Origin of the sequence: Corynebacterium sp. HMSC08A12, assembly GCF_001807485.1 — a bacterium.
GTDB lineage: Bacteria > Actinomycetota > Actinomycetes > Mycobacteriales > Mycobacteriaceae > Corynebacterium > Corynebacterium evansiae.
Genome location: NZ_KV789164.1, coordinates 1 through 24,711, shown reverse-complemented (window position 1 = coordinate 24,711; position 24,711 = coordinate 1). Strand labels below are relative to the sequence as shown.

At 60.9% G+C, this 24,711-nt stretch carries 20 protein-coding genes, 1 tRNA gene and 1 other RNA gene; 16 read left to right on the top strand and 6 right to left on the bottom strand.

The features are described 5' to 3' along the window. Positions 1-52 precede the first annotated feature (52 nt). Entirely contained in the window at positions 53-1,675 is a 1,623-nt protein-coding gene (locus tag HMPREF3166_RS00180) for an AbgT family transporter (protein WP_193393341.1), read from the bottom strand. Positions 1,676-1,852: 177 nt separating this feature from the next. Between HMPREF3166_RS00180 and ftsE the strand changes: the two genes are divergently transcribed. The 7 genes from ftsE to HMPREF3166_RS00145 all read left to right on the top strand — a co-directional run bounded on the left by ftsE (position 1,853) and on the right by HMPREF3166_RS00145 (position 9,842). Beyond that, positions 1,853-2,542: a cell division ATP-binding protein FtsE gene (ftsE, locus tag HMPREF3166_RS00175; RefSeq protein WP_034964874.1), complete on the top strand. Its 690-nt coding sequence runs from the start codon at positions 1,853-1,855 to the stop codon at positions 2,540-2,542. 64 nt (positions 2,543-2,606) lie between these two features. After that, entirely contained in the window at positions 2,607-3,509 is a 903-nt protein-coding gene (gene ftsX / locus HMPREF3166_RS00170) for a permease-like cell division protein FtsX (RefSeq protein ID WP_070487185.1), read from the top strand. Between the two features lie 85 nt (positions 3,510-3,594). After that, complete coding sequence (gene smpB / locus HMPREF3166_RS00165) at positions 3,595-4,158, top strand: SsrA-binding protein SmpB (RefSeq protein ID WP_070487184.1); 564 nt, start codon at positions 3,595-3,597, stop codon at positions 4,156-4,158. A gap of 64 nt (positions 4,159-4,222) precedes the next feature. Next, the gene (locus tag HMPREF3166_RS00160; protein ID WP_070487210.1) at positions 4,223-5,182 is read left to right on the top strand and encodes a hypothetical protein; all 960 of its coding nucleotides are present in this window, start codon (positions 4,223-4,225) and stop codon (positions 5,180-5,182) included. Positions 5,183-5,249: 67 nt separating this feature from the next. Then, positions 5,250-5,632, top strand: a transfer-messenger RNA (tmRNA) gene (gene ssrA / locus HMPREF3166_RS00155). Between the two features lie 107 nt (positions 5,633-5,739). After that, positions 5,740-8,463 carry a DEAD/DEAH box helicase family protein gene (locus HMPREF3166_RS00150; RefSeq protein ID WP_070487183.1) on the top strand — a complete coding sequence of 908 codons (2,724 nt, stop codon included), beginning with the start codon at positions 5,740-5,742 and terminating at the stop codon, positions 8,461-8,463. A 23-nt stretch (positions 8,464-8,486) separates the two neighbouring features. Beyond that, complete coding sequence (locus HMPREF3166_RS00145; RefSeq protein WP_049049667.1) at positions 8,487-9,842, top strand: Na+/H+ antiporter family protein; 1,356 nt, start codon at positions 8,487-8,489, stop codon at positions 9,840-9,842. Positions 9,843-9,904: 62 nt separating this feature from the next. Here the strand turns inward: HMPREF3166_RS00145 and HMPREF3166_RS00140 are convergent, their stop codons facing one another. Continuing rightward, entirely contained in the window at positions 9,905-11,452 is a 1,548-nt protein-coding gene (locus HMPREF3166_RS00140; protein ID WP_246816879.1) for a metallophosphoesterase, read from the bottom strand. A 99-nt stretch (positions 11,453-11,551) separates the two neighbouring features. Further along, positions 11,552-13,225, bottom strand: a complete 1,674-nt coding sequence (locus HMPREF3166_RS00135; protein WP_070487181.1) for an AMP-binding protein — start codon at positions 13,223-13,225, stop codon at positions 11,552-11,554. 165 nt (positions 13,226-13,390) lie between these two features. Here HMPREF3166_RS00135 and HMPREF3166_RS00130 point away from each other — a divergent pair, with 165 nt between their 5' ends. Next, positions 13,391-13,945: a lipoprotein LpqH gene (locus tag HMPREF3166_RS00130; RefSeq protein ID WP_070487180.1), complete on the top strand. Its 555-nt coding sequence runs from the start codon at positions 13,391-13,393 to the stop codon at positions 13,943-13,945. Positions 13,946-13,982: 37 nt separating this feature from the next. Here HMPREF3166_RS00130 and HMPREF3166_RS00125 read toward each other — a convergent pair whose 3' ends face one another. Next, on the bottom strand, positions 13,983-15,428 hold the full coding sequence (locus HMPREF3166_RS00125) for an alanine/glycine:cation symporter family protein (protein WP_070487179.1): 1,446 nt from the start codon (positions 15,426-15,428) through the stop codon (positions 13,983-13,985). A 229-nt stretch (positions 15,429-15,657) separates the two neighbouring features. Here HMPREF3166_RS00125 and pgm point away from each other — a divergent pair, with 229 nt between their 5' ends. The 4 genes from pgm to HMPREF3166_RS00100 all read left to right on the top strand — a co-directional run bounded on the left by pgm (position 15,658) and on the right by HMPREF3166_RS00100 (position 19,107). Beyond that, positions 15,658-17,313 carry a phosphoglucomutase (alpha-D-glucose-1,6-bisphosphate-dependent) gene (pgm, locus tag HMPREF3166_RS00115; protein ID WP_070487177.1) on the top strand — a complete coding sequence of 552 codons (1,656 nt, stop codon included), beginning with the start codon at positions 15,658-15,660 and terminating at the stop codon, positions 17,311-17,313. A gap of 115 nt (positions 17,314-17,428) precedes the next feature. Then, a complete protein-coding gene (locus HMPREF3166_RS00110) occupies positions 17,429-18,175 on the top strand; it encodes a DsbA family protein (RefSeq protein ID WP_049049674.1) in 747 nt (248 codons plus the stop codon). A gap of 90 nt (positions 18,176-18,265) precedes the next feature. Next, positions 18,266-18,338: transfer RNA gene (locus HMPREF3166_RS00105), tRNA-Ala, on the top strand. 199 nt (positions 18,339-18,537) lie between these two features. After that, positions 18,538-19,107: a vitamin K epoxide reductase family protein gene (locus tag HMPREF3166_RS00100; protein ID WP_070487176.1), complete on the top strand. Its 570-nt coding sequence runs from the start codon at positions 18,538-18,540 to the stop codon at positions 19,105-19,107. A 28-nt stretch (positions 19,108-19,135) separates the two neighbouring features. Here HMPREF3166_RS00100 and nadE read toward each other — a convergent pair whose 3' ends face one another. Continuing rightward, on the bottom strand, positions 19,136-20,086 hold the full coding sequence (gene nadE / locus HMPREF3166_RS00095; RefSeq protein WP_080722703.1) for an ammonia-dependent NAD(+) synthetase: 951 nt from the start codon (positions 20,084-20,086) through the stop codon (positions 19,136-19,138). Between the two features lie 186 nt (positions 20,087-20,272). Between nadE and ykgO the strand changes: the two genes are divergently transcribed. From ykgO to nrdE, 4 genes are all read left to right on the top strand, one after another. Continuing rightward, positions 20,273-20,395: a type B 50S ribosomal protein L36 gene (gene ykgO, locus HMPREF3166_RS00090; RefSeq protein WP_005511141.1), complete on the top strand. Its 123-nt coding sequence runs from the start codon at positions 20,273-20,275 to the stop codon at positions 20,393-20,395. A gap of 387 nt (positions 20,396-20,782) precedes the next feature. Then, positions 20,783-21,013 (top strand): glutaredoxin-like protein NrdH, encoded by a 231-nt coding sequence (gene nrdH / locus HMPREF3166_RS00085; protein WP_011273153.1) that lies wholly within the window; start codon positions 20,783-20,785, stop codon positions 21,011-21,013. A 78-nt stretch (positions 21,014-21,091) separates the two neighbouring features. Beyond that, positions 21,092-21,535, top strand: a complete 444-nt coding sequence (nrdI, locus tag HMPREF3166_RS00080) for a class Ib ribonucleoside-diphosphate reductase assembly flavoprotein NrdI (protein WP_035005017.1) — start codon at positions 21,092-21,094, stop codon at positions 21,533-21,535. A 139-nt stretch (positions 21,536-21,674) separates the two neighbouring features. Further along, positions 21,675-23,837, top strand: a complete 2,163-nt coding sequence (gene nrdE, locus HMPREF3166_RS00075) for a class 1b ribonucleoside-diphosphate reductase subunit alpha (RefSeq protein ID WP_083293765.1) — start codon at positions 21,675-21,677, stop codon at positions 23,835-23,837. 121 nt (positions 23,838-23,958) lie between these two features. On the opposite strand, the gene HMPREF3166_RS00070 is transcribed toward nrdE, so the two are convergent. Then, on the bottom strand, positions 23,959-24,447 hold the full coding sequence (locus HMPREF3166_RS00070) for a ferritin (RefSeq protein ID WP_049049676.1): 489 nt from the start codon (positions 24,445-24,447) through the stop codon (positions 23,959-23,961). Between the last annotated feature and the right edge of the window lie 264 nt (positions 24,448-24,711).

Sequence of the window (24,711 nt, the reverse complement as noted above, 5' to 3'; positions counted from 1 at the left end):
GAACCTGTGCTGTGCGCCAGCGCAGTGCAGAGCCAGCGCTGGGGCTAGGGAGCTACGGCGCCGGGTAGTCCATCGGCGTGCCAGGGCCGAGCGGCAGGCCGACCATCCACCAGAGGGCGAAGAACAGGAACCAGCCCACCAGCATGGCGATGGAGTACGGCAACGTCAGCGACATCAGCGTTCCGATGCCCGCCTTCTTGTAGTAGCGCTGCAGGAAGGTCAGGGCCAGGGCGAAGTACGGGCTCATCGGGGTGATGATGTTCGACGGCGAGTCGCCGATACGGAACAGCATCTGGGTGACCTCGGGGGAGAAGCCGACGTACATGAACATCGGCACGACGATCGGTGCCATCAGCGCCCATTGGGCGGAACCAGAAGTAATGAAGAGGTTCACCAGTGCCACCAGGATCACGAAGGCGCCGAAGAGCAGCAGCGGCGGCAGGTCGGCCTTCTGCAGCAGCTCCGAGCCCTTAATGGCGGTCCAGGAACCCAGGTTGGAAGCCGTGAACCAGGCGAGGAACTGCGATACGGCGAAGAACAGCACCATCATCGGCAGCAGGGTCTTCAGGCCGCGCGCCATGAACTCCGGAACGTCGCTGGCCTTCGTGATGGACTTGATGCCCAGGCCGTAGACCAGGCCGAGGATCAGGAAGGATGCGCCGATAGGCACGGCCACTGCGGTGATCAGCGGGCTGGACATCACTTCGCCGCCTTCGCCCTGTAGCGGCGACCCCGGAACGAACAGCAGCGCGAAGTAGATGGCCGTCATGATGACGGCGACGATGGCGGTGTTCTGCAGTGCACGCCATTCATCGGTATCGAGTTTCAGAGCAGCGGTGATCTTTTCCTGCGGTACGTCTCCGGCGAGCTCGTCATCGCCGTCGCGGCCGGTGTTGAAGGTGACCTCCGAGTAGTCGATCTCGTCGTGGTCGACAAGGTCCAGGGCGCGCTTTTTCATGTACAGCTCCGTCACCGCCGTGATGATCAGCGCCAACACGATCGCGCTGGCCGCTACGAAGAAGTAGTTGGCCAGCGGGGAGACGAAGTATTCGTCGTCCACGATGTGAGCTGCCGAGGTGGAAATGCCACCCAGCAGCACATCGGTGATGTTCAGCACCAGTGAGGAGTTGAACCCGGCGGAGGAGGCGGCGAAGGCCACCATCGCGCCGACGATCGGGGAGCGCCCCACTGCGCGGAAGGCCACTGCACCCAGCGGAATGAGGATCACGTACACGGCGTCCGAGGCCACGGAGCCCGTCACGCCCGCAAGCGCCACGACGAATGTCAGAGTTTTCGGCCCGACCCTAGAGACGGTTGCGCGTACCACCGCGCTAATCAGACCGGAATGCTCTGCCACGGCCACGCCCAGCATGACCGTAATAATCAGACCCAGCGGTGGGAAGGTTACGTAGTTGTCCACCACGCCTGAAAGGATCTCCTTGAGCCCCTCGGAGCTCAGCAGGTTGACGATCTCTACCGGCTCGCCGGTTTCCGGGTCTGTGGCGCTGAGGCCCATCTTGTTGAAGATGTAGCTGGAGACGAGCACCAGCCCGCCGAGTATGACGAATAGCCAAAACGGGTCGGGGAGTTTGTTGCCAACTTTCTCGATGAATCCGAGGAAGCCCCCGGGCTGATTGCTTTTTGTAGTTTCTTTTTTAGTCTTCGTGTCGCTCATGGGCTCTTTTCTCTTCTTGACGCCTAGCTCTTCAACCGGGTTGGGTTGCGACTTTACATTCTGGGGTGCGTCGAGACAGCAGAAGTCCAGAATCAACCAAGCCACATGAAGCTACAGAAGTAACAACAGTCACTCTGGACTATCTTTGCCCCACTAGTTTCGCTACACTGTGTGCTCGTGATCACCTTCGAGAATGTAACCAAGAGCTATCTGTCTTCCGGGCGGCCGGCCCTGGACAACATCACCCTGGACATCGAAAAGGGTGAGTTCGTCTTCCTTATCGGCCCCTCCGGCTCCGGTAAGTCCACGTTCCTGCAGCTCATCCTGCGCGAGGAAAAGCTGGATTCCGGAGACCTGCATGTCGCCGGCTACCACGTGAACAAGATCAAGGGGCGGGATGTGCCGAAGCTGCGCCAGCGCATCGGCTATGTCTTCCAGGACTTCCGCCTGCTGCCGAAGAAGACTGTCTTCGACAACGTTGCCTTCGCCCTCGAGGTCATTGGCAAGAAGCGCGCAGAAATTCAGCACTTGGTGCCTGCCGCGTTGAAGACCGTCGGCCTCGACGGAAAGGAAAACCGCTTCCCGCACGAACTGTCGGGTGGTGAACAGCAGCGCGTGGCGATCGCGCGGGCGTCCGTAAATAAGCCTTTGGTCCTGCTGGCGGACGAGCCGACAGGCAACCTGGACCCCGATACTTCATCGGAGATCATGATGTTGCTCAACCGCATTAACCAGAACGGTACGACCGTGGTGATGTCCACCCACGACGACGTGGCGGTGGACTCCATGCGTAAGCGCGTGATCGAGCTGTCGAAGGGCAAGCTCGTGCGCGATGACGAGCTCGGTATGTACGGCGTGGGCCACTAGAGCGGAACTGCAAGGGAACAGTACGGATCAGTAGAGATCAGTAGGAAACAGTAGGGAAACATTAATGAAGACCAACTTTGTGTTCCGCGAGGCGTTTTCGGGCCTGCGCCGCAACATGACGATGACGATCGCGATGATCATCACCACCTCCATCGCGCTGGCGTTGCTGGCCACCGGCTTTCTGCTGAGTGCGATGACAGAGCGGACGAAGGATATCTATTTCGACCGCATCGAGGTGATGGTGCAGCTCGACGACGAAATTTCGGGCTCCGACCCAACGTGTGCCTCCCCGGAGTGCTCCGAGATTAAGCAGCAGCTGGAGGGTGACGAGGCGGTGAAGTCCGTGACCTTCCGTAACAAGGAGCAGTCCTACGAACGCTTCGTGGAGCTGTTCGGCGAGTCTGATCCGCAGCTAGTGGAACAGACGGAGAAGGATGCGCTGCCCGCTGCCTTCCACGTGCGCCTGGCCGACCCGGAGAACTCCGCGCCCATCGACGCGCTGCGGGATAATCCGGCCGTGACGAACATCGTGGACCAGGGCGACAACCTGGAGGCCGCGATGCGCAACTTGGACTCCATACGCAACGCCTCCTTTATCGTTGCCGCGGTGCAGGCCATCGCCGCAATCTTCCTGATCATGAACATGGTGCAGATCACCGCATACTCGCGCCGCAGTGAGATCAGCATTATGCGCATGGTCGGCGCTTCGCGCTGGTACACGCAGGCTCCGTTCGTCCTGGAGGCCATGATGGCCGCCTTGATCGGTGCGGTGCTGGCGGTTGGCGGCATGTTCGCCGCGAAGATCCTGGTGGTCGACCGCGCTCTGAAGGCCGTGTACGACCAGCAGCTGGTGGCGCGTGTGACGAACAGCGACCTGTGGCTGGCCGCGCCGTTTGTGGTGCTGGTCGGCGTGGTCGTGGCAGCTATCACCGCGCAGGTCACCTTGCGCTGGTATGTGAAGAACTAGCACTGCGCCCTCGCTAAGCCAGCGCTGCTTAGCGCGCTTAAGTATTTTCGCTCGAGGGAGCGCCCGGTGGTAGTGTGTGGCTGTCATGGCAGCAAAAAAGAGCACTCCCACCGATTCGGGGAAATCGAAGGGGAAAAAGGGTAAGCCCCAGAAGGGGCAAAAAGGTACAGGTCAGAAGGGGACTGGCCAGATTGTCGTTGCCACCAATCGCAAGGCGCGCCACGATTACCACATCATCGATACCTACGAGTGCGGTGTGGTGCTGGTGGGTACGGAAGTTAAATCTTTGCGGGAGGGCAAGGCTTCTCTTGTTGACGCCTACGCCACCATTGATGAAGGTGAAGTCTGGCTGCGCGGACTTCATATCCCGGAGTACTCCATGGGGCACTGGACGAACCACAGCCCCCGCCGTACCCGCAAGCTGCTGTTGCACCGCCGGGAGATCGACTCGCTGATGGGCAAGGTACGCGACGGAAACAACACTTTGGTTCCGCTGCAGCTGTACTTCGTTGCCGGCAAGTTGAAGGTCGAGCTGGCGCTGGCACGCGGTAAGCAGGAATACGACAAGCGCCAGGACATCAAACGCCGTACAGAAGAGCGTGAGATCACGCGCGAGATGGGCCGGCGAATCAAGGGGATCCAGGGCTAGGGTGCGGTAACGCATAGGAGACCTCTATTGAACGGGGGGTTTGTGTTTTGATACTTTCGGGCGTGTGAAAAATGACGACGTCGAGCATTGGTCCCTTAAGCATCCTGAGTTCGGGCTGCTTGAGCTCTTTATCGGCGAGCCGGATGCACTGCGGAGAATCGACCCGGACTTCCCCGCGTCCGATAAGAAAATTGACGCGGAAAACAGTGCCGCGCCGGAGGCAGAAGAGGTAGCTGAGGGTGATGCGGGGGACGAGAGGGCGTCCACAAAAGAAGACAGCGAGAAGCTCCACAAGAAGCTGGCAGAGAAACTAGACGACCTCGATAAGAACCATCAGCTACTCGTGCGTCGCGACGGGGTAACGATCGCAAGGTACAAGAGCCTCGAGAATCAGAAGATTGACCTGGGTAAAAGCGAGGCGACCGTTAAGGCTGGAAAATATGGCGGTGAGATGACGCTCAGTGCGCCGTACCTGGGGTGGACGTCGAACTTTCTCGACAGCTGGATGATCGAGGTCAAGGTAAAAGACGACGAAGGGGTGGTGAACTTCGACCCGCCTGGGGGCTCGCGGGCAGCGAAGCGCTGGGAGGCGATGGAGGAGTCGCCGTTTAAGCGCTGGTTCTTTCCCCTGATTACTGGCCTGGGGAAGGGCGGTTGGGCGCTGGCAGTGATCGTGCTGGGGCCGTTAGTTTCGCGATTGATCTCGTGGCTATTGAGCTTCGTGCCGGACTGGGATATCGATATCCCGTGGCCGGACATTAATCTTCCGTCGATCCCGTGGCCGGAGATTAACTTGCCGTCGATTCCGTGGCCGGAGATCAACCTTCCCTCGATTCCCTGGCCGGACTGGCACATGCCCGAATGGATGGAGCCGATTCTGCGCGTGGTGGAATTCATGGCGGATTACAGCAAGGTATGGGTGCCTGTCGTGATAGGCATTGCGGTCGGGCTAATGGCGGTGAAGAACAACAAGAAGTCCAAGGAGCGCAAGGCGAAGTGGCAAGAAGAGCAGACAGATTCTTGAATCAGCGCCACACGCGGGTGTAAGGTTAGATTTCCTGTTGTACAAGCGTTTCCGCAGCAGGAATCATGGGGTCGACTTGGTTTCGACTTTGTGCATTGAGCCAGGGGAAGCGTGCCGGTGAAGGCAGACGACCACCGATTTTAAGCGTCGCTGCGAATTTATAAGCGCCGAGAACACTCAGCGCGACTACGCCCTCGCTGCCTAATTACAGCGACCGCGTGTCTGTCAGCCCGGGTATGTCCCTGACCCGGTAGCTGGCATCGACTTAAGGGACTTGCCGCACGGCTTTGTTGCTTGGGCCGTGTGGGACACCTTTCGAGCAACTGGGCCCATCATCCAGGCTGGTTCGTGAGCGCTGGAGGGTCGAGCAGAGGTCACGTGCGAACTGCGCACGGAGAAGCCCTGGCGAGGTCGCAAAGGACCCGGGTTCAATTCCCGGCGGCTCCACCAAAAGCAGTACCCCAGCTCAGAAATGAGCTGGGGTTTCTCTGTGTCTGAACCTGGAGGTGGCGCTAAGCCTCCTCATGAGTAACACCTGATCGGTTAGACTTGCCCGCATGGCAGCGCCCGATCCACAACCGCAACCCAGCTGGCGCTTTGCCGGTACCTTCCGGCCGTATCAGCAGCGCATCCTCGAACGCTTCGGTGACCTGAAGCAGGATCACCGCATCCACATTGTCGCCGCTCCCGGGTCGGGCAAAACGATTCTCGGGCTGGAACTCATCTGCCGCCTCGGCCAACCAGCCCTGATCCTGGCTCCCACCATCACCATCCGCGACCAGTGGATCGACCGTTTCGCGGCACACTTTCAACACAACGACACATCGAACCCGCGGGAATGGTGTTCCACCTCGCTACACAACCCGGCTTTCCTCACGGTCATCACCTACCAGGCGCTGTACTCCGCATATGCTCAGGCGCTCGACGAGGAAACGGGAGAGGACTTCGCGGACCTCGACATTCTCGAAGCGGTTCGCGACATCGGAACGGTGTGCCTCGACGAAGCGCACCATCTGCGCTCCCAGTGGCACCGCGCCCTGACAGCCTTCATGGATCAGTTGGGTCGCCGAAAAGCAGTGCTCAACACCATCGCGCTCACGGCCACTCCGCCGTATGATTCCACCCCCAGCGAATGGCAGCGCTACGAGCAGCTATGCGGCCCTATCGACGAGGAGATCTTCGCCCCGGAACTCGTGGCCGCCGGTAACCTGTGCCCGCATCAGGACTACGTCTACGTTACGAAGCCCAGTCGGGAAGAAGAACAGGAAATCGCCGAGCTGCGTCGGCGTGGCAACGAAGTGCTAATGGGCCTGCAACGGCAGGGCATCTTGGCGCAACTGGCAGAGGACCTCGGCCAACTCACGGACGAACAGCTGCAGGTTGTCCTCGACGACGAGGAGAATTTCTACGCCCTTAAAATCCTTCTTGCCGCTGCTGGGCACCCGATAGCACCGCATATCCAGGCGATACTCAGCGAAAAGCGCCCGGAACTCTCCGGCGAGCTGGGGCTTCAGTTCGTCATCGACCATCCCGACTTCTTCCGCGCCAGCCCGACGGTGGCCTCTTCACTGCGGGCCAACAACCTGCTGAACAAGGGGAAGATCTCCGTCACGGGAGAGAAGAAGGTCAATCGCATCCTCACCCATTCCGCGGGCAAGATCCGCGCCGTCGGTGACATTGCCGAAGAAGAAGTCTCCGCGATGTCCGACAGTCTGCGCATGGTGATCCTCGCGGATTACGTTCAGCGGGATTACCTGTCCAGCGTGGGCAGTGACGATGCCCTGGTCCACGTGGGCGTCATCCCCATTTTCGAAGCACTGCGACGGCGGGTAGGCGGCACCACAAAAATCGCCGCCATCAGCGGCTCGGTGGTCGTCATCCCGCGCTCGGCGCTGGATCAGGTGAAGCGCTTCGCGGCGCACCTCGACGGGGAAGTCGCCTCCGCCAAGGACCTCAATGACGAGTATGTGGAGGTGCGCTTTTCCGGCGGTACGCGGGTATCCGTGCCCGCCATTACCCGCGCCTTTCAGGAAGGATTGTTCACGATCCTGGTGGGCACCGCCGCCTTGCTGGGGGAGGGGTGGGATTCGCCCTGCGCCAACGCGCTCATCATCGCCAGCTCCGTGCGGGCGTTTATGCTGACCAACCAGATGCGCGGCCGGGTGATCCGGGTGGATCCCACCGTTCCAGATAAGACCGCGAATATCTGGCACATCGCAACGTGCGAACCGAGCCAAGGTTCCGGGCGCGGGAAGTGGCTCGACCAGGTGGCACAGAGCGGGGCACAGGCGCTAAACATCGGCGCGGGGGAGTCCCTGGACGTGCTGGGCTCGCACGACGTGCGTTCGCTGCAGAAGCGCTTCGAGGCTTTCGTCGCGCCGCGCGCCGATGCGCCGGTGATCGAGAACGGCTTCGACCGCTGCTTCACCGAGCCACCCCTGCGGGCCTATCGCAGCATCGATGCCGCCAACGAACAGATGCTGGCCCGGGCCTTCCGCCGGGACCTCATGCGTAACCAGTGGCTAGAGGCCCTGGGCATGGGGAATGTGCCGGATGGCCAGCCCTACGAGATGCAGTTCAACATCGATGTCGAAAAGCCCGCATCGGCCGGGGTGGTGCCTTTCCTGGACGTTATCCTGGGCTACATCTTCTTCCTCGCGGTCATGTTCGGCCTGGCAGTGGGGCGCGTTCTTCCGCACCTCCCGGTCGGGGGCCAATGGCTGGCGTTCGGGGTGCTTGCGCTGCTCGGCGGTGCGGCGGTACTGATGCGCACCCGGAAGGTCCAACAACTGACGGATACCAGCAAGCGCCTGAAAGCCGAGGCCACGGCTCTGGCGCGCACGCTGAGCACCCTCGGCTTGATCGAAACCCGCAACCTCGTGGCCATCGTCGACGAAGGCGCCATCGGGGCGAATGTGCGCCTGTCCGGCGGGACCTTCGCCGAAAGGAAGCTTTTTGCGGACGCCATGACCCAGCTGTCCGGGGAAGTCCGCAACGCGCGCTACCTCATCGCGCCCGCGCATCAAGTCCGCATCCGCGGCATCTTTTGTGCCCAGTCGGTGCCCGACGTGCTCGGCACGCGCCGGGAGAACGTGGATGAATTCTTGAGCCAACTCCAGCGCGTAGGCCTGCCGATGCGGGCGGTGTACACCCGCAGCCAGGAGGGCCGGAACTTCCTCTTGCAGGCGCGCAAGCTCAGCGGGGTCAATATTGCGGCTCGTTTGGCTGGCCAGACGCGGCGCTACGAGAAGCAGTCACCGTTGGAATTTCCTATTGTCTGACCTCTCACACTATTCTAAGGTGCATGAATGCAGTCCTAGTCGCCGTCGTCGTCATGCTGGCCCTCGCCCTGCTTCGGGTGCATGTGGTTCTGGCGCTTTTCATCGGAGCTATCGTCGGTGGTCTCCTCAGCGGCCTTGGCCTTGATGCCACGATGGTGGCCTTCCAGGAAGGCCTCTCCGGCGGCGCGAAAATCGCGCTGAGCTATGCCCTGCTCGGTGCCTTTGCGATGGCCGTCGCCAGCGCGGGACTGCCCAAGCTTCTGGCGGACTCTCTGCTGGGGAAACTGGGCGTCACTAACGAAGAAACAAAGAGCCGCGCCGCTGCTGTAACGAAATGGCTGATGCTGGCCGGCATCCTCGCGATGGCCGTGATGAGCCAGAACCTCATCCCCGTGCACATCGCGTTCATTCCGCTGATCATCCCGCCGCTGCTGAGCGTTTTCAACAAGCTGCAGCTGGACCGCCGTCTGGTCACCTGTATCCTGACGTTCGGCCTGATCACCACGTACATGTGGATCCCGCTGGGCTTCGGCTCGATCTTCCTGAACGACATCCTGCTGGGCAATATCAACAACGCGGGCATGAGCACCGATGGCATCAACGTGATGAAGGCCATGGGCATCCCGGCGCTGGGCATGCTCGCGGGTCTACTGATCGCGGTCTTTATCACCTACCGCAAGCCGCGCGAGTACGAGGAGCGCCCGATTGTGGAGGTCGAGACCGACCCGGCCGGGGAGGTCTCCCGCTACAAAATCATCGTCTCCGTCGTTGCGATCATCGCCACCTTTGCCGTGCAGGTCGTTATGCAGGCGATGGACATGGAGGCCGATTCGCTGCTGGTTGGTGCCCTGGTTGGTCTGACGATTTTCATGGGCACCGGCGCGGTCGATTGGAGGAAGGCTGACGATGTCTTCACCGCCGGTATGCGCATGATGGCTCTGATCGGCTTCATCATGATCACCGCCCAGGGCTTCGCCGCGGTCATGCAGGCCACCGGTGAGGTCGAAAGCCTGGTCAACACCTCCGCCGACCTGTTCGCGGGTAACAAGGCCGCCGCCACCCTGGTGATGCTGCTGGTCGGCCTGGTGGTCACCATGGGCATCGGCTCGAGCTTCTCCACCCTGCCGATTGTCGCAACGATCTACGTGCCTTTGTGCGCATCGATGGGCTTCTCGCCGCTCGCCACCGTGGCGATTGTGGGTACTGCGGGTGCTCTTGGTGACGCCGGTTCCCCGGCCTCCGACTCGACCCTAGGCCCCACGTCGGGTCTGAACGCGGATGGCCAGCACGACCACATCCGGGATTCCGTGATCCCGACGTTCCTGCACTTTAATATTCCGCTGCTGATCGCCGGCTGGATCGCGGCGATGGTTCTGTAGCTGCTAGAACTCACCAGCAGGTAGGGCGCTGGTATATAGGGGGGCATCAAAGGGGAGGGGCGCTAATAGCGCACCACCAGGTTGCGTGCGTCCGTCGGCCCCAGCAGGATCTCCGGCGCCAGGCCGAAGTTGGTCCAGCGGGTACGGCTGGCCCAGTCCAGGGCTTCCTCTCCCATGTTGTGGCGGAAGTTCACCGCAATGCCGTCGGAGTAGAAGCGCAGCTGGGTGGCTCCGGTGGGCCAGTTCTTCGCCGCGGGGGTTTCCAGGAATACTGCGTGGGTATCGACGTCCGGCTTATCTCGATGAGCGCGGTGAGTGTGGCCGGCCAGCACCAACTTCACGCCCGGCGCCGCTTGGATCATCTTCTGCAGCCGGATCAGATCCGGGTCACGCAGAATAAAAGCAGGTCCGGCTGCGTTCGACCAGCCGGCCTCGCGCGTCATGGGGTGGTGCAGCAGAAGCACGGTTGGCTTGTTCGGATCGCGGCGCAAGAAGCCTTCGATCTGCCGGAATTGCTGTGGTTCGATCCGCCCACCGGATTTATCTAGCTCCGTGGAATCAATGCCGATCACGCGCACGCCCGCCGGCTCCAGGTCCATCATCCAGGCCTGCTGTCGCGGCTCGAAGACGTCCCCGAAGGGGTCGAAGTGTTCTTTGCCGTAGGGGGTGGCGGTTTCGTAACCGGAGGTGTCGTCGGCTTTGTGCGGCCGGTCGTGATTGCCACGGGTTACGCGCCATGTGCCGGAGAACGTATCCAACATTTCCTTGGCACGCCGTACCTCGGCCGGGCGGGCTTCACTCGTGACATCGCCATTGACAAACAGGTGTGTAGCGCCACAATCCTCAGCGGTCTTAATGACCGCATCCAGGCACACCTCCGGGTAGGGTGCGGATTTCGGGTTGGGTACCGCCGGCGGTGGAAAGCTATCGAACCACAGGCCATCCTGAGCCTCACCCATGTGCACATCGTTCGCCACGACCACGGTCTGCAGTACCTCGCCGGACAATTTAGGCAAGGTGGTGAACTCTTTCTTCTTCTCCTGGAAGTAGTTGTGTGTCGCGTTGGCTTCGATGCCGTGGGAGGAGGCGCTGAAGCGGTACTTGGTCTCCGGCTGTAGGCCTTCGATAGTCATGATGTGGAAGAAGGTGTTCTTCTCTGAGCGCACAATCTTCGTATCCTGCGGGTTATTTTCCGGCCATACGCGCAGCGTGCCTTCGGTCGGCATGCCCACAGGGCGCTCAGCGATGCTCACCTTTGCGTCCCACGTCAGCCAGCTAATCGTCGCTGAATCCTCCGTAACAGTGACTACTTGCAGGTCACCGGCAAGGAAAGCGCCGTTGGGGCCGGTGCCCTTGTGCCCCATAACCCAGCCGGTCTCGGAGCTGCCGATGTTGCTTGGGGTGAAGCTCGCCGACCCCGCCAAGTTTGGAGTGCTAGCGGATCCCAGGGCTGAACTCCCGGCCAACCCACTGCCCGACAGGCTGGAACCGCCTGTGCCTGGTGCCGCACCGGCCTTCGCAAGCGGCCCTACCACGAAGGCTGCAGAACCGGCGCTGAAGCCTAGTGCTTTGAAGAATCGGCGTCGAGAGAAAATACCTTTATTACCCATAAAGACAAAGGGTAAAAGGTGCGCGTGACCAGCAACCAGCCTAAAAGCAGCGGGTAAGGAAAGGTCGGGCGAATAGTGGGTTAACGGCCAACACCGTACCTAGTTAATCTTCTGCTCGTGGCCCGCCCACGCTTCCTCGCGCAGTTCGTTCTTGCGGACCTTACCCGTGGAGGTGCGAGGCAGCTCGTCGAGAATGCGCACGTCACGCGGCACCTTGTAGCCGGCGATGTGCGCGCGACAGTAGGCGATCACGGCCTCTTCCAAAGCGGATTCGTCTCCGCCGCGGGCCTCCGGGCGCAGGGTCACGTATGCGCGCGGACGCTCGCCCCACTTCTCATCTGGTACGCCGATGACTGCACAGTCGGAGATATCCGGGTGGCTGATAACGGCCTGCTCGACCTCGATGGTGGAGATGTTTTCGCCGCCGGAAACTACCACATCCTTGGCACGATCCATCAGCTGGATATAGCCGTTGGGGTGCATTACTCCGAGGTCGCCGGTGTGGAACCAGCCGCCGCGGAAGGCATGCGCGGTGGCTTCCTCGTCCTTGAAGTATCCAGCCATAATGCCGTTGCCGGTCAGGATGATCTCGCCCAGTGTCGCACCGTCGGCGGGCACGTCCACCAGCGCTTCGTCTAGGGTTTCGGTCGGCTGGATTACGCGGACGTCTTCGTTGGTGATGGACGCCACGCCCTGGCGCGCCTTCAGAACCGCACGGCGGCGAACCGTCATGTCCGCCCATTCGGGCTGCGCCTCGCAGACGGTGAACGGCCCGTAGCTCTCGGTCAGGCCGTACACGTGGGTAACCTCCACGCCGATGTTCTCGCAGCGGGTGATGGTTGTGGGGCTTGGTGGCGCGCCCGCGGTGGTGACGCGCAGGTTCGTCACGCGGCGTTTGTTTTCGTCATCTACCAGCGTGTTGAGCACTGCCGGGGCGCCGCACATGGCAGTCACACCTTCGGTGCGGATCAGCTCCCACATCTCCGGGCCACGTACCGCGCGCAGCGCCACCTGGGTTGCGCTGACGGCCATTGCCGCCCAGCCTGTGCACCAGCCGGAGCAGTGGAACATCGGCAGCGTCCACAGGTACACGGTGTCGTGACTGAAGTGCTGCGTGTGCGCCTGCCCCAGCGCGTTCAGGTATGCGCCGCGGTGGGTGTAGATCACGCCCTTCGGCTTTCCGGTGGTGCCGGAGGTGTAGTTGATCGCAATGGTCTCATTCTCGTCGTGCACGCGGTAGGGCAGTGGCTCTTCGTTGCGGTGCCCGGCCAGGTAGTCGCTAAATGTTGTTACTAGTGACGCCCCCTGCGCGTCAGTTGCCCCGTTTTCAACCGGGGGCTCTACGCCTTCCTTGTCGGCGATGTACACGGCTCGGCGCAGGTCTCGTTCACCGCTGGCGAGGATGGGGTCGATCAGTTCCTTCTCACCGATGAGGACGTCGATGGAGGAGTGGTCGAGGATGTAGTTAACTTCCTTGGGTGCGAGGCGGGTGTTGATCGGCACCGTCACCGCATTAGCCAGCGGCACGGCGAACTGAGCGAGCAGAGCCTCGTAGCTATTAGCAGCGAGAATGCCCACGCGGTCGCCCTCGGCCACCTGGTCGGCGATCAGCGCGTGGGCGAAGGCTTGTGCGTCTTCGTTGAACTCTTGGAAAGTGATGCGCCGTGGTCCGTCGACCGCGGCGATCTTATTGGGGTGAACCTGCGCGGAGCGTTGGAGGAAGCGCAGGGGTGTCAGAGGGGCATTGAGGCCGTGCTGCGATGCGAAAGTCATGTCCGCGACTGTAATCCAGATCACTAATCTCTGTGCGAGGTTTGCGGAAAATGAATTTTGCTACGGTGGGGCGCGATGAGGTATTTAAGATTCGCTAAGAAAACCGCAAGTTCGCAAATCGCTCGTCCCACTTCGCGCATCGCTCGCCGCAGCGCCGCAGTAGTAGTGGCGGCTTCACTGGGTATCTCAGCTGCTGCCTGCGCGTCTGATGATTCCGGCGACGACGCTGCAGAGAAGGAGACCGTGACCACCACGGTGCAGGAAAGCGCTGAGGCTTCCGAAGCTACTGATTCTTCTGATTCTTCTGATTCTCCTGGGGAGTCGGAGCAGTCCCGCGATACTCAGGAAGCCCCCGCCGAGGGAAGCTCGGGCAGCAAACTCCACAGGATCACCGTCGATGGGAAGCCCGTTGATACCAAACTGTTCTCCCCGGTGCGTTGCGAATTGGATGAGGACGACGGACGCGAAGTGCTAGAGGTCGACTTCGGCAAGGATGATGATGACCGCAATGAGCTGGACATCGACATTTACACCGACCAGCCCGCTCTAGAGTCCCTGGACTTCGAATACAAGGACGTGGAATACGAGATCGACGACGACCACGCCGGCTCGGCCACGGTGAAGCGCCAGGGCGACAACTATGTTGTCGAAGGCACCCCGGTGGAGGACGATTCGAACCGTACGATCGCCCTCACCGTGGAGTTCACCTGCGCCAGCTAGTGGGCGGCGTTATAGCCCGCTGGTTATAGAGTGTTGGTTACAGTGCGCTGCGCCAGGGGTTCTTGGTATCCACCAGGAACTTCTCCACATCCTCCGGGCGCGCCCGCAGGGTCGGGTCGAAGTCCAGGTAGGCCTTGGTCTCCCGGGCGATGAGTCCGGAGAGGATCAGCATGCCCACCAGGTTCGGCAGTGCCATCAAGCCGTTGGCGATGTCCGCGAAGGTCCAGGCCAGGCCGATTTCCGTGGTAGCACCGACGAAAACCACGCAGGTAAACAGCATGCGGTAGGGCAGGGAAGCCCAGGAGCCGAAAGCGCGCTCCGCGTTGCGCTCGCCGTAGTAGGACCATCCCAGGATCGTGGAGAAGGCGAAGAACACGACGGAGAGGGAGACGATGGTGCCGCCCCACTCCGAGCCAATGCCCTTGCTGAAGGCCTGGGCCGTCATGTTTGCCGCATTTTCCTCGCCCGTATCCCATACGCCGGTGGTGACGATCACCAGGCCGGTCATGGTCACCACGATGATCGTGTCGATAAACGTCTGAGTCATAGAGACCAGGCCCTGACGCACTGGGTGGGTGGTCTTCGCCGCAGCCGCTGCAATTGCCGCCGAGCCCATGCCGGACTCGTTGGAGAAAATGCCGCGGGCCACACCCATCTGCATAGCCAGCATGATGCCCGAGCCTACGAATCCACCGGTGGCAGAGGTTCCCGTGAAGGCGTCATTAAAGATAAGCCCCAGAGCATTCGGGATGTCGCCTGCGTGCAAAGCCAGCACCACAATGCCGCCGCCAATGTAGATAAGAATCATCAGTGGAACGAAGGCCGAGGTCACCTTGCCGATCGAGCTAATGCCACCGAGGAGAACCGCGCCGACTAGCACGAACATCACCGCACCGGTGACGGTAGGGCTGACGTCGAAGGTGTCTTCCAGGCCCGCAGCAACGGCGTTACCCTGCGTCAGGTTGCCGATGCCGAAGGAGGCGATGATGGCCGCGATGGTGAAGAACCACGCCAGGAACGTGCCCAGGCCACCCGGGATGCCCCGCGAAAGGTAGCGCTGCGGACCACCGGAGACATTGCCCTTGGAATCGGCCACGCGGAAGCGCACGCCCAGGAAAGCCTCCGAGTACTTAGAGGCCATACCCACCAGGCCGGTGATCCACATCCAGAACAGCGCGCCAGGCCCGCCGATGGAGATGGCGGTGGCCACACCCACAATGTTGCCCACGCCGACAGTTGCGGCCAGCGCAGTGGTGAGCGCCTGGTACTGGGTGATGTCACCTTCGCCGCCCTCATCGTTCCTGTCGATAAGCCCGTGGCGCAGGGCGACGAACAGTTTGCGGAACTGCACGCCACCCAGGCGGATAGTCAGCCACAGGCCCGTGAGCAGCAGTAAGGGGATCAGGAGCCACTGGCTCCAGATGAACTGGTCGATCTTGTCCAGAGTGTTCTGGAGGGATTCGGCGAAGGAAACGTCTTGCATGGACTACAGAGGTTACGCCTGTAAAGAAGTGAGGAAGAAGAGTTTAGACAAATTCGTTGAGGCTGTTTGCAATTGCCGGGTAACGGCAGTGGTTGTGGCAAGGAGTAGCGACAGGGGCGAGGGCGGGGTGGAAGGGCGCGGCGACAGCGCTGAAAAACCCGCCGGAATCGGGCACGATAAATGGTGAGTAGCAAGAAAATGCTTTCAGGCACCGACCGAAGGAAACATCATGCACCCACGTGCTGGCCAGCCCGCCACCCCCGACGACCTCACCGACATTCCCGCCCTGCTGGAGGCTTACTCCGCCACGGTTCCGAACCTGGCTGACCCGGGCCAGCGCGTGAGCTTCGGCACGTCCGGCCACCGCGGCAGCGCCTTCGACGGTGCCTTCAACGAGCCGCACATCCTGGCGACCACCCAGGCCATCGTTGATTACCGCCGCGAGCAGGGGATCAACGGCCCGGTTTTCATTGGCCGCGACCCCCACGCCCTGTCCGAGCCCGCCGAGGCCACCGCGCTGGAGGTTCTGGCCGGCAACCAGGTGACCGTGAAGGTCGACCAGGAGCGTGGCTTCGTGCCCACCCCGTCGGTCAGCTTCGCCATCCTGGAATACAACAAGCAGCTGCCCGGCGGCCCGGAGGGCAGCGACGCTGGCCGCGCCGACGGTATCGTCGTCACCCCCTCCCACAACCCGCCGCGCGATGGTGGCTTTAAGTACAACCCTCCGACCGGCGGTCCGGCGGATACCGATGCCACTAGCTGGATCGCCCGCCGCGCCAACGAGTACCTGGATGCGGATCTGTCCGGCGTGCAGCGCTCCACCTCCACCGAGCTGGTGGAAAGCCACAACTACCTGGGCAACTACGTTGCCGCCCTGCCGGAGGTTATCGACATTGAGGCCATCCGCAACGCGGGCGTGCGCATCGGCGCCGACCCGATGGGTGGCGCCTCCGTTGCCTACTGGGAGCGCATCGCCGACGTGCACGGCCTGGACCTTACGGTCGTTAACCCCACCATCGACCCGGCCTTCGGGTTCATGACCTTGGACTCCGACGGCAAGATCCGCATGGATTGCTCCTCGCCGTCCGCGATGGCCTCTCTGGTCGATGCGGTCGCGGGCGCCGGTTCTACTTCCTATGGCATCGCTACTGGTAATGACGCCGATTCCGACCGCCATGGAATCGTCACCCCAGACGCAGGCCTGATGAATCCGAACCACTACCTCGCCGTCGCTATCGAGTACCTCTTTAGCCACCGCGAGAACTGGCCGCAGGATGCCGCCGTGGGTAAGACCCTGGTCAGCTCCTCCATGATCGACCGCGTGGTGGCGCGCATGGGCCGCAAGCTGATGGAAGTGCCGGTCGGGTTCAAGTGGTTCGTGCCGGGCCTGGTCAACGGATCCGTGGGCTTTGGTGGAGAAGAATCGGCAGGTGCTTCCTTCCTCCGCCGCGACGGGCAGGTCTGGTCCACCGATAAGGACGGTATTATCGCTGACCTGTTGGCGTCCGAAATCAAGGCAACGACCGGCAAGAGCCCGTCCGAGCGCTACAAGGAACTAGCTGAGGAGCTGGGCGCGCCGCAGTACAAGCGCATCGACGCTCCGGCGAACCGCGAGCAAAAGGAACGCCTGAAGAAGCTCAGCGCCAGTGACGTGGAGGCCACCGAACTGGCGGGCGAGAAGATCGAAGCAATCCTGACCGAGGCGCCGGGCAACGGCGCGGCCATCGGTGGTGTGAAGGTGACCACCGAAAATGCTTGGTTCGCCGCCCGCCCAAGTGGCACGGAGGACAAGTACAAGATTTACGCGGAGTCCTTCAACGGCGCCGAGCACCTGGACAAGGTGCTGGAGGAAGCGCAGGTCGTCGTCGACGGCGTGCTCGGATAACTTCGCGGTTCCCTGCAGGTATGCGTAAAATCACGGGGTCGATTCAGGGTATTGCCAGAAAACTGCGATACCCTCATGCCCAGTAGACACGTCATCATCTCGAAAGGAACGCTCAGTGAGCCAGAAGATCAAGGCCCCTAACGCTTCAAAAGGGGGCAATGGCTTCCTGTGGGGAATCATTGCGATCCTCGTTATCGCAGCCGTAGCCATCGGTTTCATTGTGTACAACAACCAGCAGCACAAGGTCGATAACATCACCCTGCCGGATGACAAGGTGGATGTGAAGATGACCACCGACGAGAGCACCGTCACGCTGGAGTCGGAAAACGCCGGCGACGACGTGCCGACCGTCGAGGTCTTCGAGGACTTCAGCTGCCACTACTGTGCACAGCTGGAATCCGCATCCAGCGAGGATCTGAAGAGTGCGCTGGAAGAGGGCAAGCTGAAGGTGAAGTTCAACTTTCTGAACTTCCTGGACCGTGGTGATGAGACCGGTCCTTCCACCCGTGGTGCGTCCGTTGCCTGGGCCGTGGCTAAGGCCGGCGACGTGAATGCCTTCTGGAACATCCACCGCCTGATTATGGAGGAGCAATCCACCGTTGCCCGCCAGTGGAGCTGGGAAGACCTAGCTAACGCGGCCGACAAGATCGGCGTGAATGACGATGTGGTCGAAAAGATCCGCAACGAGTCCGTGAAGGAAGACGGCGTGAAGGTCGCCCAGAAGAACGGCAAGGAAGTCGAGAAGCGCGAGGGTGACGTTTCCTCGCCACTGCTGTACAAGGACGGCAAGCGCTTCGATCCGCCGTCCAACCCGGACCAGACCCTGAGCTCCTGGGTTCCGGTCGCGCTGGAAGGTAAGTAGCGCCCGCGCGTTACCCCATTGCCACCAGGCGATTTGGAGAACTCAATTCTAGTGTTGTAGCTTTAGACCCGTTCGCTTGCAAAGAGCAACGGGGCTATGGCGCAGCTGGTAGCGCACCACACTGGCAGTGTGGGGGTCACGGGTTCGAATCCCGTTAGCTCCACAGAACACAAACCCCAGTTCAGAAATGAGCTGGGGTTTTGTTGTATTTGCTGGGTTATCCACCGTGCTAATCTAACCTCGTTGGAAATCGCCCAGTTCCTCGATGGACGGCGACCCCAAACCGGTTCACTCCGCGCCTGAAAGCGCCGATGTGAGCGCAGTGGGACGTGAGGGCGTCAGTAAATAAAGAGAGCGAGCACATGAACGGTCTAGGTGCTACCAAACGCTTCGGCTACACCTTCCTGGTGCTATCCACGATCGGGCTGGTTTTCTCCACGCTGATCATGCACGACAAGCTGCAGATGGCGCTGGATCCTAACTTCGAGCCGGCGTGTACTTTCAACGAGGTCATCTCGTGTACGGATGTGATGGCCTCGGATCAGGCGGCTACGTTTGGATTCGCAAACCCATTTATCGGAATGATCGGTTTCCCGGTGATGATGACCCTCGCCGTGATACTGATCGTCGGCGCGAAACTTCCTCGCTGGATGTGGTACTGCACCTTGGTCGGGTTGGCTCTGGGGGTGGTGTTTGTGCACTGGCTGGCCTACTCCGCGATCTACTCCATCGGCGCGCTGTGCCCTTACTGCATGGCCGTGTGGGCGGCGACCCTACCGATGTTTGTGATGACGTTGGTGCACATCCAGCGTGAGAAGCGGCGCGAGGCGGGGGAGGATGTTCCGCACTCCGCGCTGGGTATGCCGCTGGTGGTGGTTATCGCCTGGTTCTTGGCGTTTACCGCGCTGATTCTGGATCAGTTCGTTTTCTAGCTGCGCCACGGCTCAGCGGTGTGGGGGCCTAGCTGCGCCACCATTCGTCGTGCGGGGTGACTGGCAAGTGCCGCTTGTGGCGCGAGCGGAACCATAGCTTCTCGATGTGCTCGGCGACCTGCGGGTCGATGTCGGCAGCGCCGTTGGTGCTCTCCAGGTAGTCGTCGAGCTGCGTGTACGTCACGCCCAGCGCCTCCTCGTCGGGGAGCGCGGGGCGGTCTTCCTCCAGATCCGCGGTCGGCACTTTCTGCCACGTGCTGTCCGGGGCGCCGAGGTGCTGCAGCAGCGCCGCACCCTGCCGCTTCGTGAGCCCCGCCAGCGGCACCAGATCCGCCGCACCGTCGCCGTGCTTGGTGTAGAAGCCGGTGACTGCCTCTGCCGCGTGATCCGTGCCGACCACCAGCGCGCCGAGTTCGCCTGCCAGCGCGTACTGCGCGATCATGCGTTCGCGCGCCTTGATATTGCCCTTGTTGAAGTCGCTAACCTGCGCGATGCCGAGGGCCTCGCTCGCCGCGCGCGCCGATTCGTCGGTTGCGCCCTTGATATTTACTGTGACGCCCATACTCGGCGCGATAAACTTCAGCGCCACCTGTGCGTCTTCCTCGTCCGCCTGGGTTCCGTAGGGCAGCCGCACGGCGCAGAAGCGGTAGGGCTGGGGAGTATCTGCTTGCTCTGTCTGCTGGGCTTGTGTGCCTTCCTGGTTGAGGCGCTCGACCGCCAGCTGGCACAGCCTTCCCGCCAGGGTGGAATCCTGGCCGCCGGAGATTCCTAGCACAAGGGCGTGAACTCCCGTGGCCTGCATGTAGTCGGCGATGAACTGCACGCGACGCTCTACCTCTTTGGCGGGGTCGATGGTGGGGCGCACTCCCAACTCTGCGATGATCTGCGCGTGTAGCGGGCGCGCGCCCGGGCGCTCGGCGCTGCTAGTGCTGCCGGGGTTGTCGGGGGTGTGGTTCGGCTGGTTTGCGGAAGGGCTCATGGGTTAGATGCTAGTCCGCAGGGGAGTGCGGGGTGCTCGGGTAGTCTATTTGCACTTATTTGGTTTTGGAGTCGGCGATGGGTAAACTCATCGTTTGTGTTTGTGCCGGGCGGCATAAGCGGGCTTTAGCCTGTTAGCCTGTACTGCCTGGCGATGTAAGAAAGTCGATGAGGAAAGGAGCGCCCGATGAAGGTCCGCAAGTCCCTTCGGTCGCTGAAGAACAAGCCGGGCGCTCAGGTCGTTCGTCGCCGCGGCAAGGTCTACGTGATCAACAAGAAGGAACCCCGCTTCAAGGCTCGCCAGGGCTAAGAACCACAAGGTTCCACTTCCCCCGTCTTCCGCTGAGAGTGCTTAAAGCACCGCGGAGGCGGGGGATTCTTTGTCTCAAATCCCGGCTTTGAAATTACAAACATGTTTTTTATGTGGCTAGATGTAGTGGTGGGATTTTTCCCCACCTGCGAATACTCAAGATGTAACTACTAGATATTGTGTTTCAGTTTTAAGGAAGCCCCAAAATGTTGTGTTTTAGCGGTTGTCTTACACGCATGTGATGTGTAGTCTTAAGCAAGTCGATGAGGGGCGATGAAGGCACAGTACGCCTGACTATCGCCCGCCGAGGTCGTTGCTACGGCCAGCGTAAAGACTGACAAAGACCAACACTGATAGCGCCCACGAACCAGGAGAATGACAGCCACCATGATCACCGTCTACACCAAGCCCGCATGTGTTCAGTGCAACGCCACCAAGAAGGCCCTCGATAAGGCCGGTCTGGAGTACGAGCTCGTTGACATCAGCCTCGACGATGAGGCTCGTGACTACGTAATGGCGCTGGGTCACCTGCAGGCTCCCGTGGTTGTCGCCGGTGAAGATCACTGGTCCGGCTTCCGCCCGGATCGCATTCGTTCCCTGACCGCCAAGGCTGCTTAACCCCCGCGCGTCGCTTCGCCTTCACCGTCTATCAGGTGGGGACTATTTTTGCGCGCGCCACTGTCTGAATGAGGCTCAATGCTAATCACGTATTTTTCCTCCACGACGGAGAACACTCACCGCTTCGTGCGCAAGCTCGGGTTGCCTTCCTCCCGCATCCCTCTAAAGCGTAATGACGCCCCACTGCTCGTCGACCAACCGCATGTCTTGGTCGTGCCGACATACGGCGGGGGAGCGGGAATGACAGGCGACTACGCCCGACCAGTTCCAAAGCAGGTAATCAAGTTCCTCAACGTGGAGCAAAACCGCAAGTGGCTGCGCGGGGTGATCGCCGCGGGGAACATTAACTTCGGGTCGGACTTTGCCAAGGCCGGCGAGGTGATCTCCGCTAAGTGCCAGGTGCCGTACCTGTACCGCTTTGAGCTGATGGGAACGGAGGAGGACGTCCACCGAGTGCGTGAGGGATTGGCGGAGTTTGAGGCCTCCCTGCGGCACGAGGGCCGGTGGGATCTGGCGAGCTGACACGGCAAGCGTGAAACGGGGAATAGAACACCTGCTTCGCACCCGCCCCGCACATGTCCGGGGCACTGATTAGAATCGAAACGAACACACGAGCGCGAGGCATTTTTCTTAGCGCGAGTTTTTGAGGAGACGCATACATATGACTGGCACCGAGCTTGGCAAGACCGTCCAGGAGCCCGTTGACCAGCGGGAGCAGCTGGATTATCACGCTCTGAACGCGATGTTGAACCTGTACAACGATGCAGGGGAAATCCAATTCGACAAGGACCGCGAGGCTGCAAACCAGTACTTCCTGCAGCATGTCAACCAGAACACCGTTTACTTCCACGATCTGGAAGAAAAGGTTAAGTACCTGGTGGACAACGAGTACTACGACCCTGAGGTGCTGGATCAGTACGAGTTCAGCTTTGTGAAGTCTCTGTTCAAGCAGGCTTACGCGAAGAAGTTCCGCTTCCAGTCGTTCTTGGGTGCGTACAAGTACTACACTTCCTACACACTGAAGACCTTCGACGGCCGCCGTTACCTGGAGCGTTTCGAGGATCGCGTGTGCATGGTTGCGCTGGGCCTGGCGGCGGGGGATACCGAGTTGGCGTCCAACCTCGTCGACGAGATCATGGACGGCCGCTTCCAGCCTGCAACGCCAACCTTCCTCAACATCGGCAAGAAGCAGCGCGGTGAGCCGGTTTCGTGCTTCCTGCTGCGCATCGAGGACAACATGGAGTCCATCGGCCGCTCCATCAACTCCGCGCTGCAGCTATCCAAGCGCGGCGGCGGTGTGGCTCTGCTGCTGTCGAACGTGCGTGAGGCCGGCGCGCCGATCAAGCACATCGAGAACCAGTCCTCCGGTGTGATCCCCGTGATGAAGCTGCTGGAGGATGCCTTCAGCTACGCCAACCAACTGGGTGCCCGCCAGGGTGCCGGTGCGGTCTACCTGAGCGCGCACCACCCGGACATTTTGCGCTTCCTGGATACCAAGCGCGAGAACGCGGACGAGAAGATCCGCATCAAGACCCTTTCGCTGGGCGTGGTGATCCCGGACATCACCTTCGAACTGGCCAAGCGCAACGACGACATGTACCTGTTCAGTCCGTACGACGTCGAGCGCGTGTACGGCAAGCCGTTCGCCGACGTCTCCATTACCGAGCACTACGAGGAGATGGTGGAGGATCCGCGCATCCGTAAGTCCAAGATCAACGCGCGTGCATTCTTCCAGACTCTGGCGGAGATCCAGTTTGAGTCGGGTTACCCGTACATCATGTTCGAGGACACGGTTAACAAGGCCAACCCGATCGAAGGCCGCATTACCCATTCGAACCTGTGCTCCGAGATTCTGCAGGTCTCCACCCCGTCGGAATTCAACGCTGACCTGACGTACAAGAAGATCGGCGACGATATTTCCTGCAACCTGGGCTCCATGAATATTGCGAAGGCGATGGATTCGGAAGACTTCTCCAAGACCATCGAGACCGCCATCCGTGGCCTGACCGCCGTGGCGGACCAGACTTCCATCGACTCCGTGCCGTCGGTGCGCCAGGGCAACGACAACTCCCATGCCATCGGTTTGGGTCAGATGAACCTGCACGGCTTCCTGGGGCGCGAGCACATTCACTACGGTTCTGAGGAGGCGCTGGACTTCACCAACGCCTACTTCGCGACCGTGATGTACGAGGCTCTGAAGGCCTCCAACAAGATCGCCCAGGAGCGCGGCGAGAAGTTCCACAACTTCGAGAACTCCCAGTACGCCACCGGCGAGTTCTTCGACCGCTACGATCCGGCCGACTTCGCCCCGAAGACGGAGCGTGTGCGCCAGATCTTCGGCAACTCCAGCATCCACGTGCCCACCGCACAGGACTGGCAGCAGCTGAAGGAAGACGTGCAGGCTCACGGCCTGTACAACCGCAACCTGCAGGCCATCCCGCCGACGGGTTCGATCTCCTACATCAACAACTCCACGTCCTCGATCCACCCGATCGCCTCCAAGATTGAGATCCGCAAGGAGGGCAAGATCGGCCGCGTGTACTACCCGGCTCCGTACATGACGAACGAGAACCTGGAGTACTACGAGGACGCTTACGAGATCGGCTACGAGAAGATCATCGACACCTACGCTGTGGCCACGAAGTACGTGGATCAAGGCCTGTCGCTGACCCTGTTCTTTAAGGACACCGCCACCACGCGCGATATCAACCGCGCGCAGATCTACGCATGGCGCAAGGGGATCAAGACGATCTACTACATCCGCCTCCGCCAGACGGCCCTGACCGGCACGGAGGTTGAGGGCTGCGTGAGCTGCATGCTCTAAGTGGGAGGGAGCGGCCTGCTCTAAGCGGAGGAGCGGCCTGCACTGAACACGAAAAGCCGACTGGGAGGAAAATCCCAGTCGGCTTTTGCTATTGGCCGTTGAGTGGCCTTCGTAATGGCTGCTAGCGGTTGCCCAGCTCCGCGTCGATACGCAGCAGGCCGGAACCATCGTTGCCCACCAGCTTGATGCGGTCGATGATGGCGCTGACGGTGGCCTCCTCCTCGATCTGCTCCTCCAGGAAGAAGTTCAGCAGGTTGCGGGAGTCGATGTCGCCAACCTCGTCGGCGGTCTTCACGAGGTCGCGGATCAGCGCGGAGACCTTACGCTCGTGCTCGAGGGATGCCTCGAAGGCGTCCAGCGGGGTGGAGATCTTCAGGGAAGGCATCTCAACAGTCTCGATGTCCACGCGCGCGTCGCGGTCCAGCAGGTGCTGCGCGAACTTCTGAGCGTGCTCGCGCTCCTCGTCAGCCTGCGCCTGCATCCAGCTGCTCATGCCGTCGAAGGAGAGGCGATCCAGCTCGTAAGCCAGCTGCGTGTAGACCAGCGCAGCCTGGTGCTCTGCGGTGACCTGTTCGTTCAATTGCTTTTGAAATTTCTCGTTGATTTCCATGCAGCTCAACGTACTCAGGGTTTATCCAATCGGCTAGCAAACGCAGGCTACCCTTATATTATCAATGGAGGTCAGAGCCTGTTGTTTAGTCGGTGAGGCTGTCTTTACTTAGGCTGCCCTGTAAACCAATCCTGACGTGCTCTTTAGGTAGTGACGCCCCCCCAGCTCCGGGCTGAAATCGACTCCAGTGCGCGCTGAGGGCGTCATTAAGAAAGACCCCCAAAATGGGTGTAGTGAACTAGCCCCCGAAAGTTGGACTGGTTT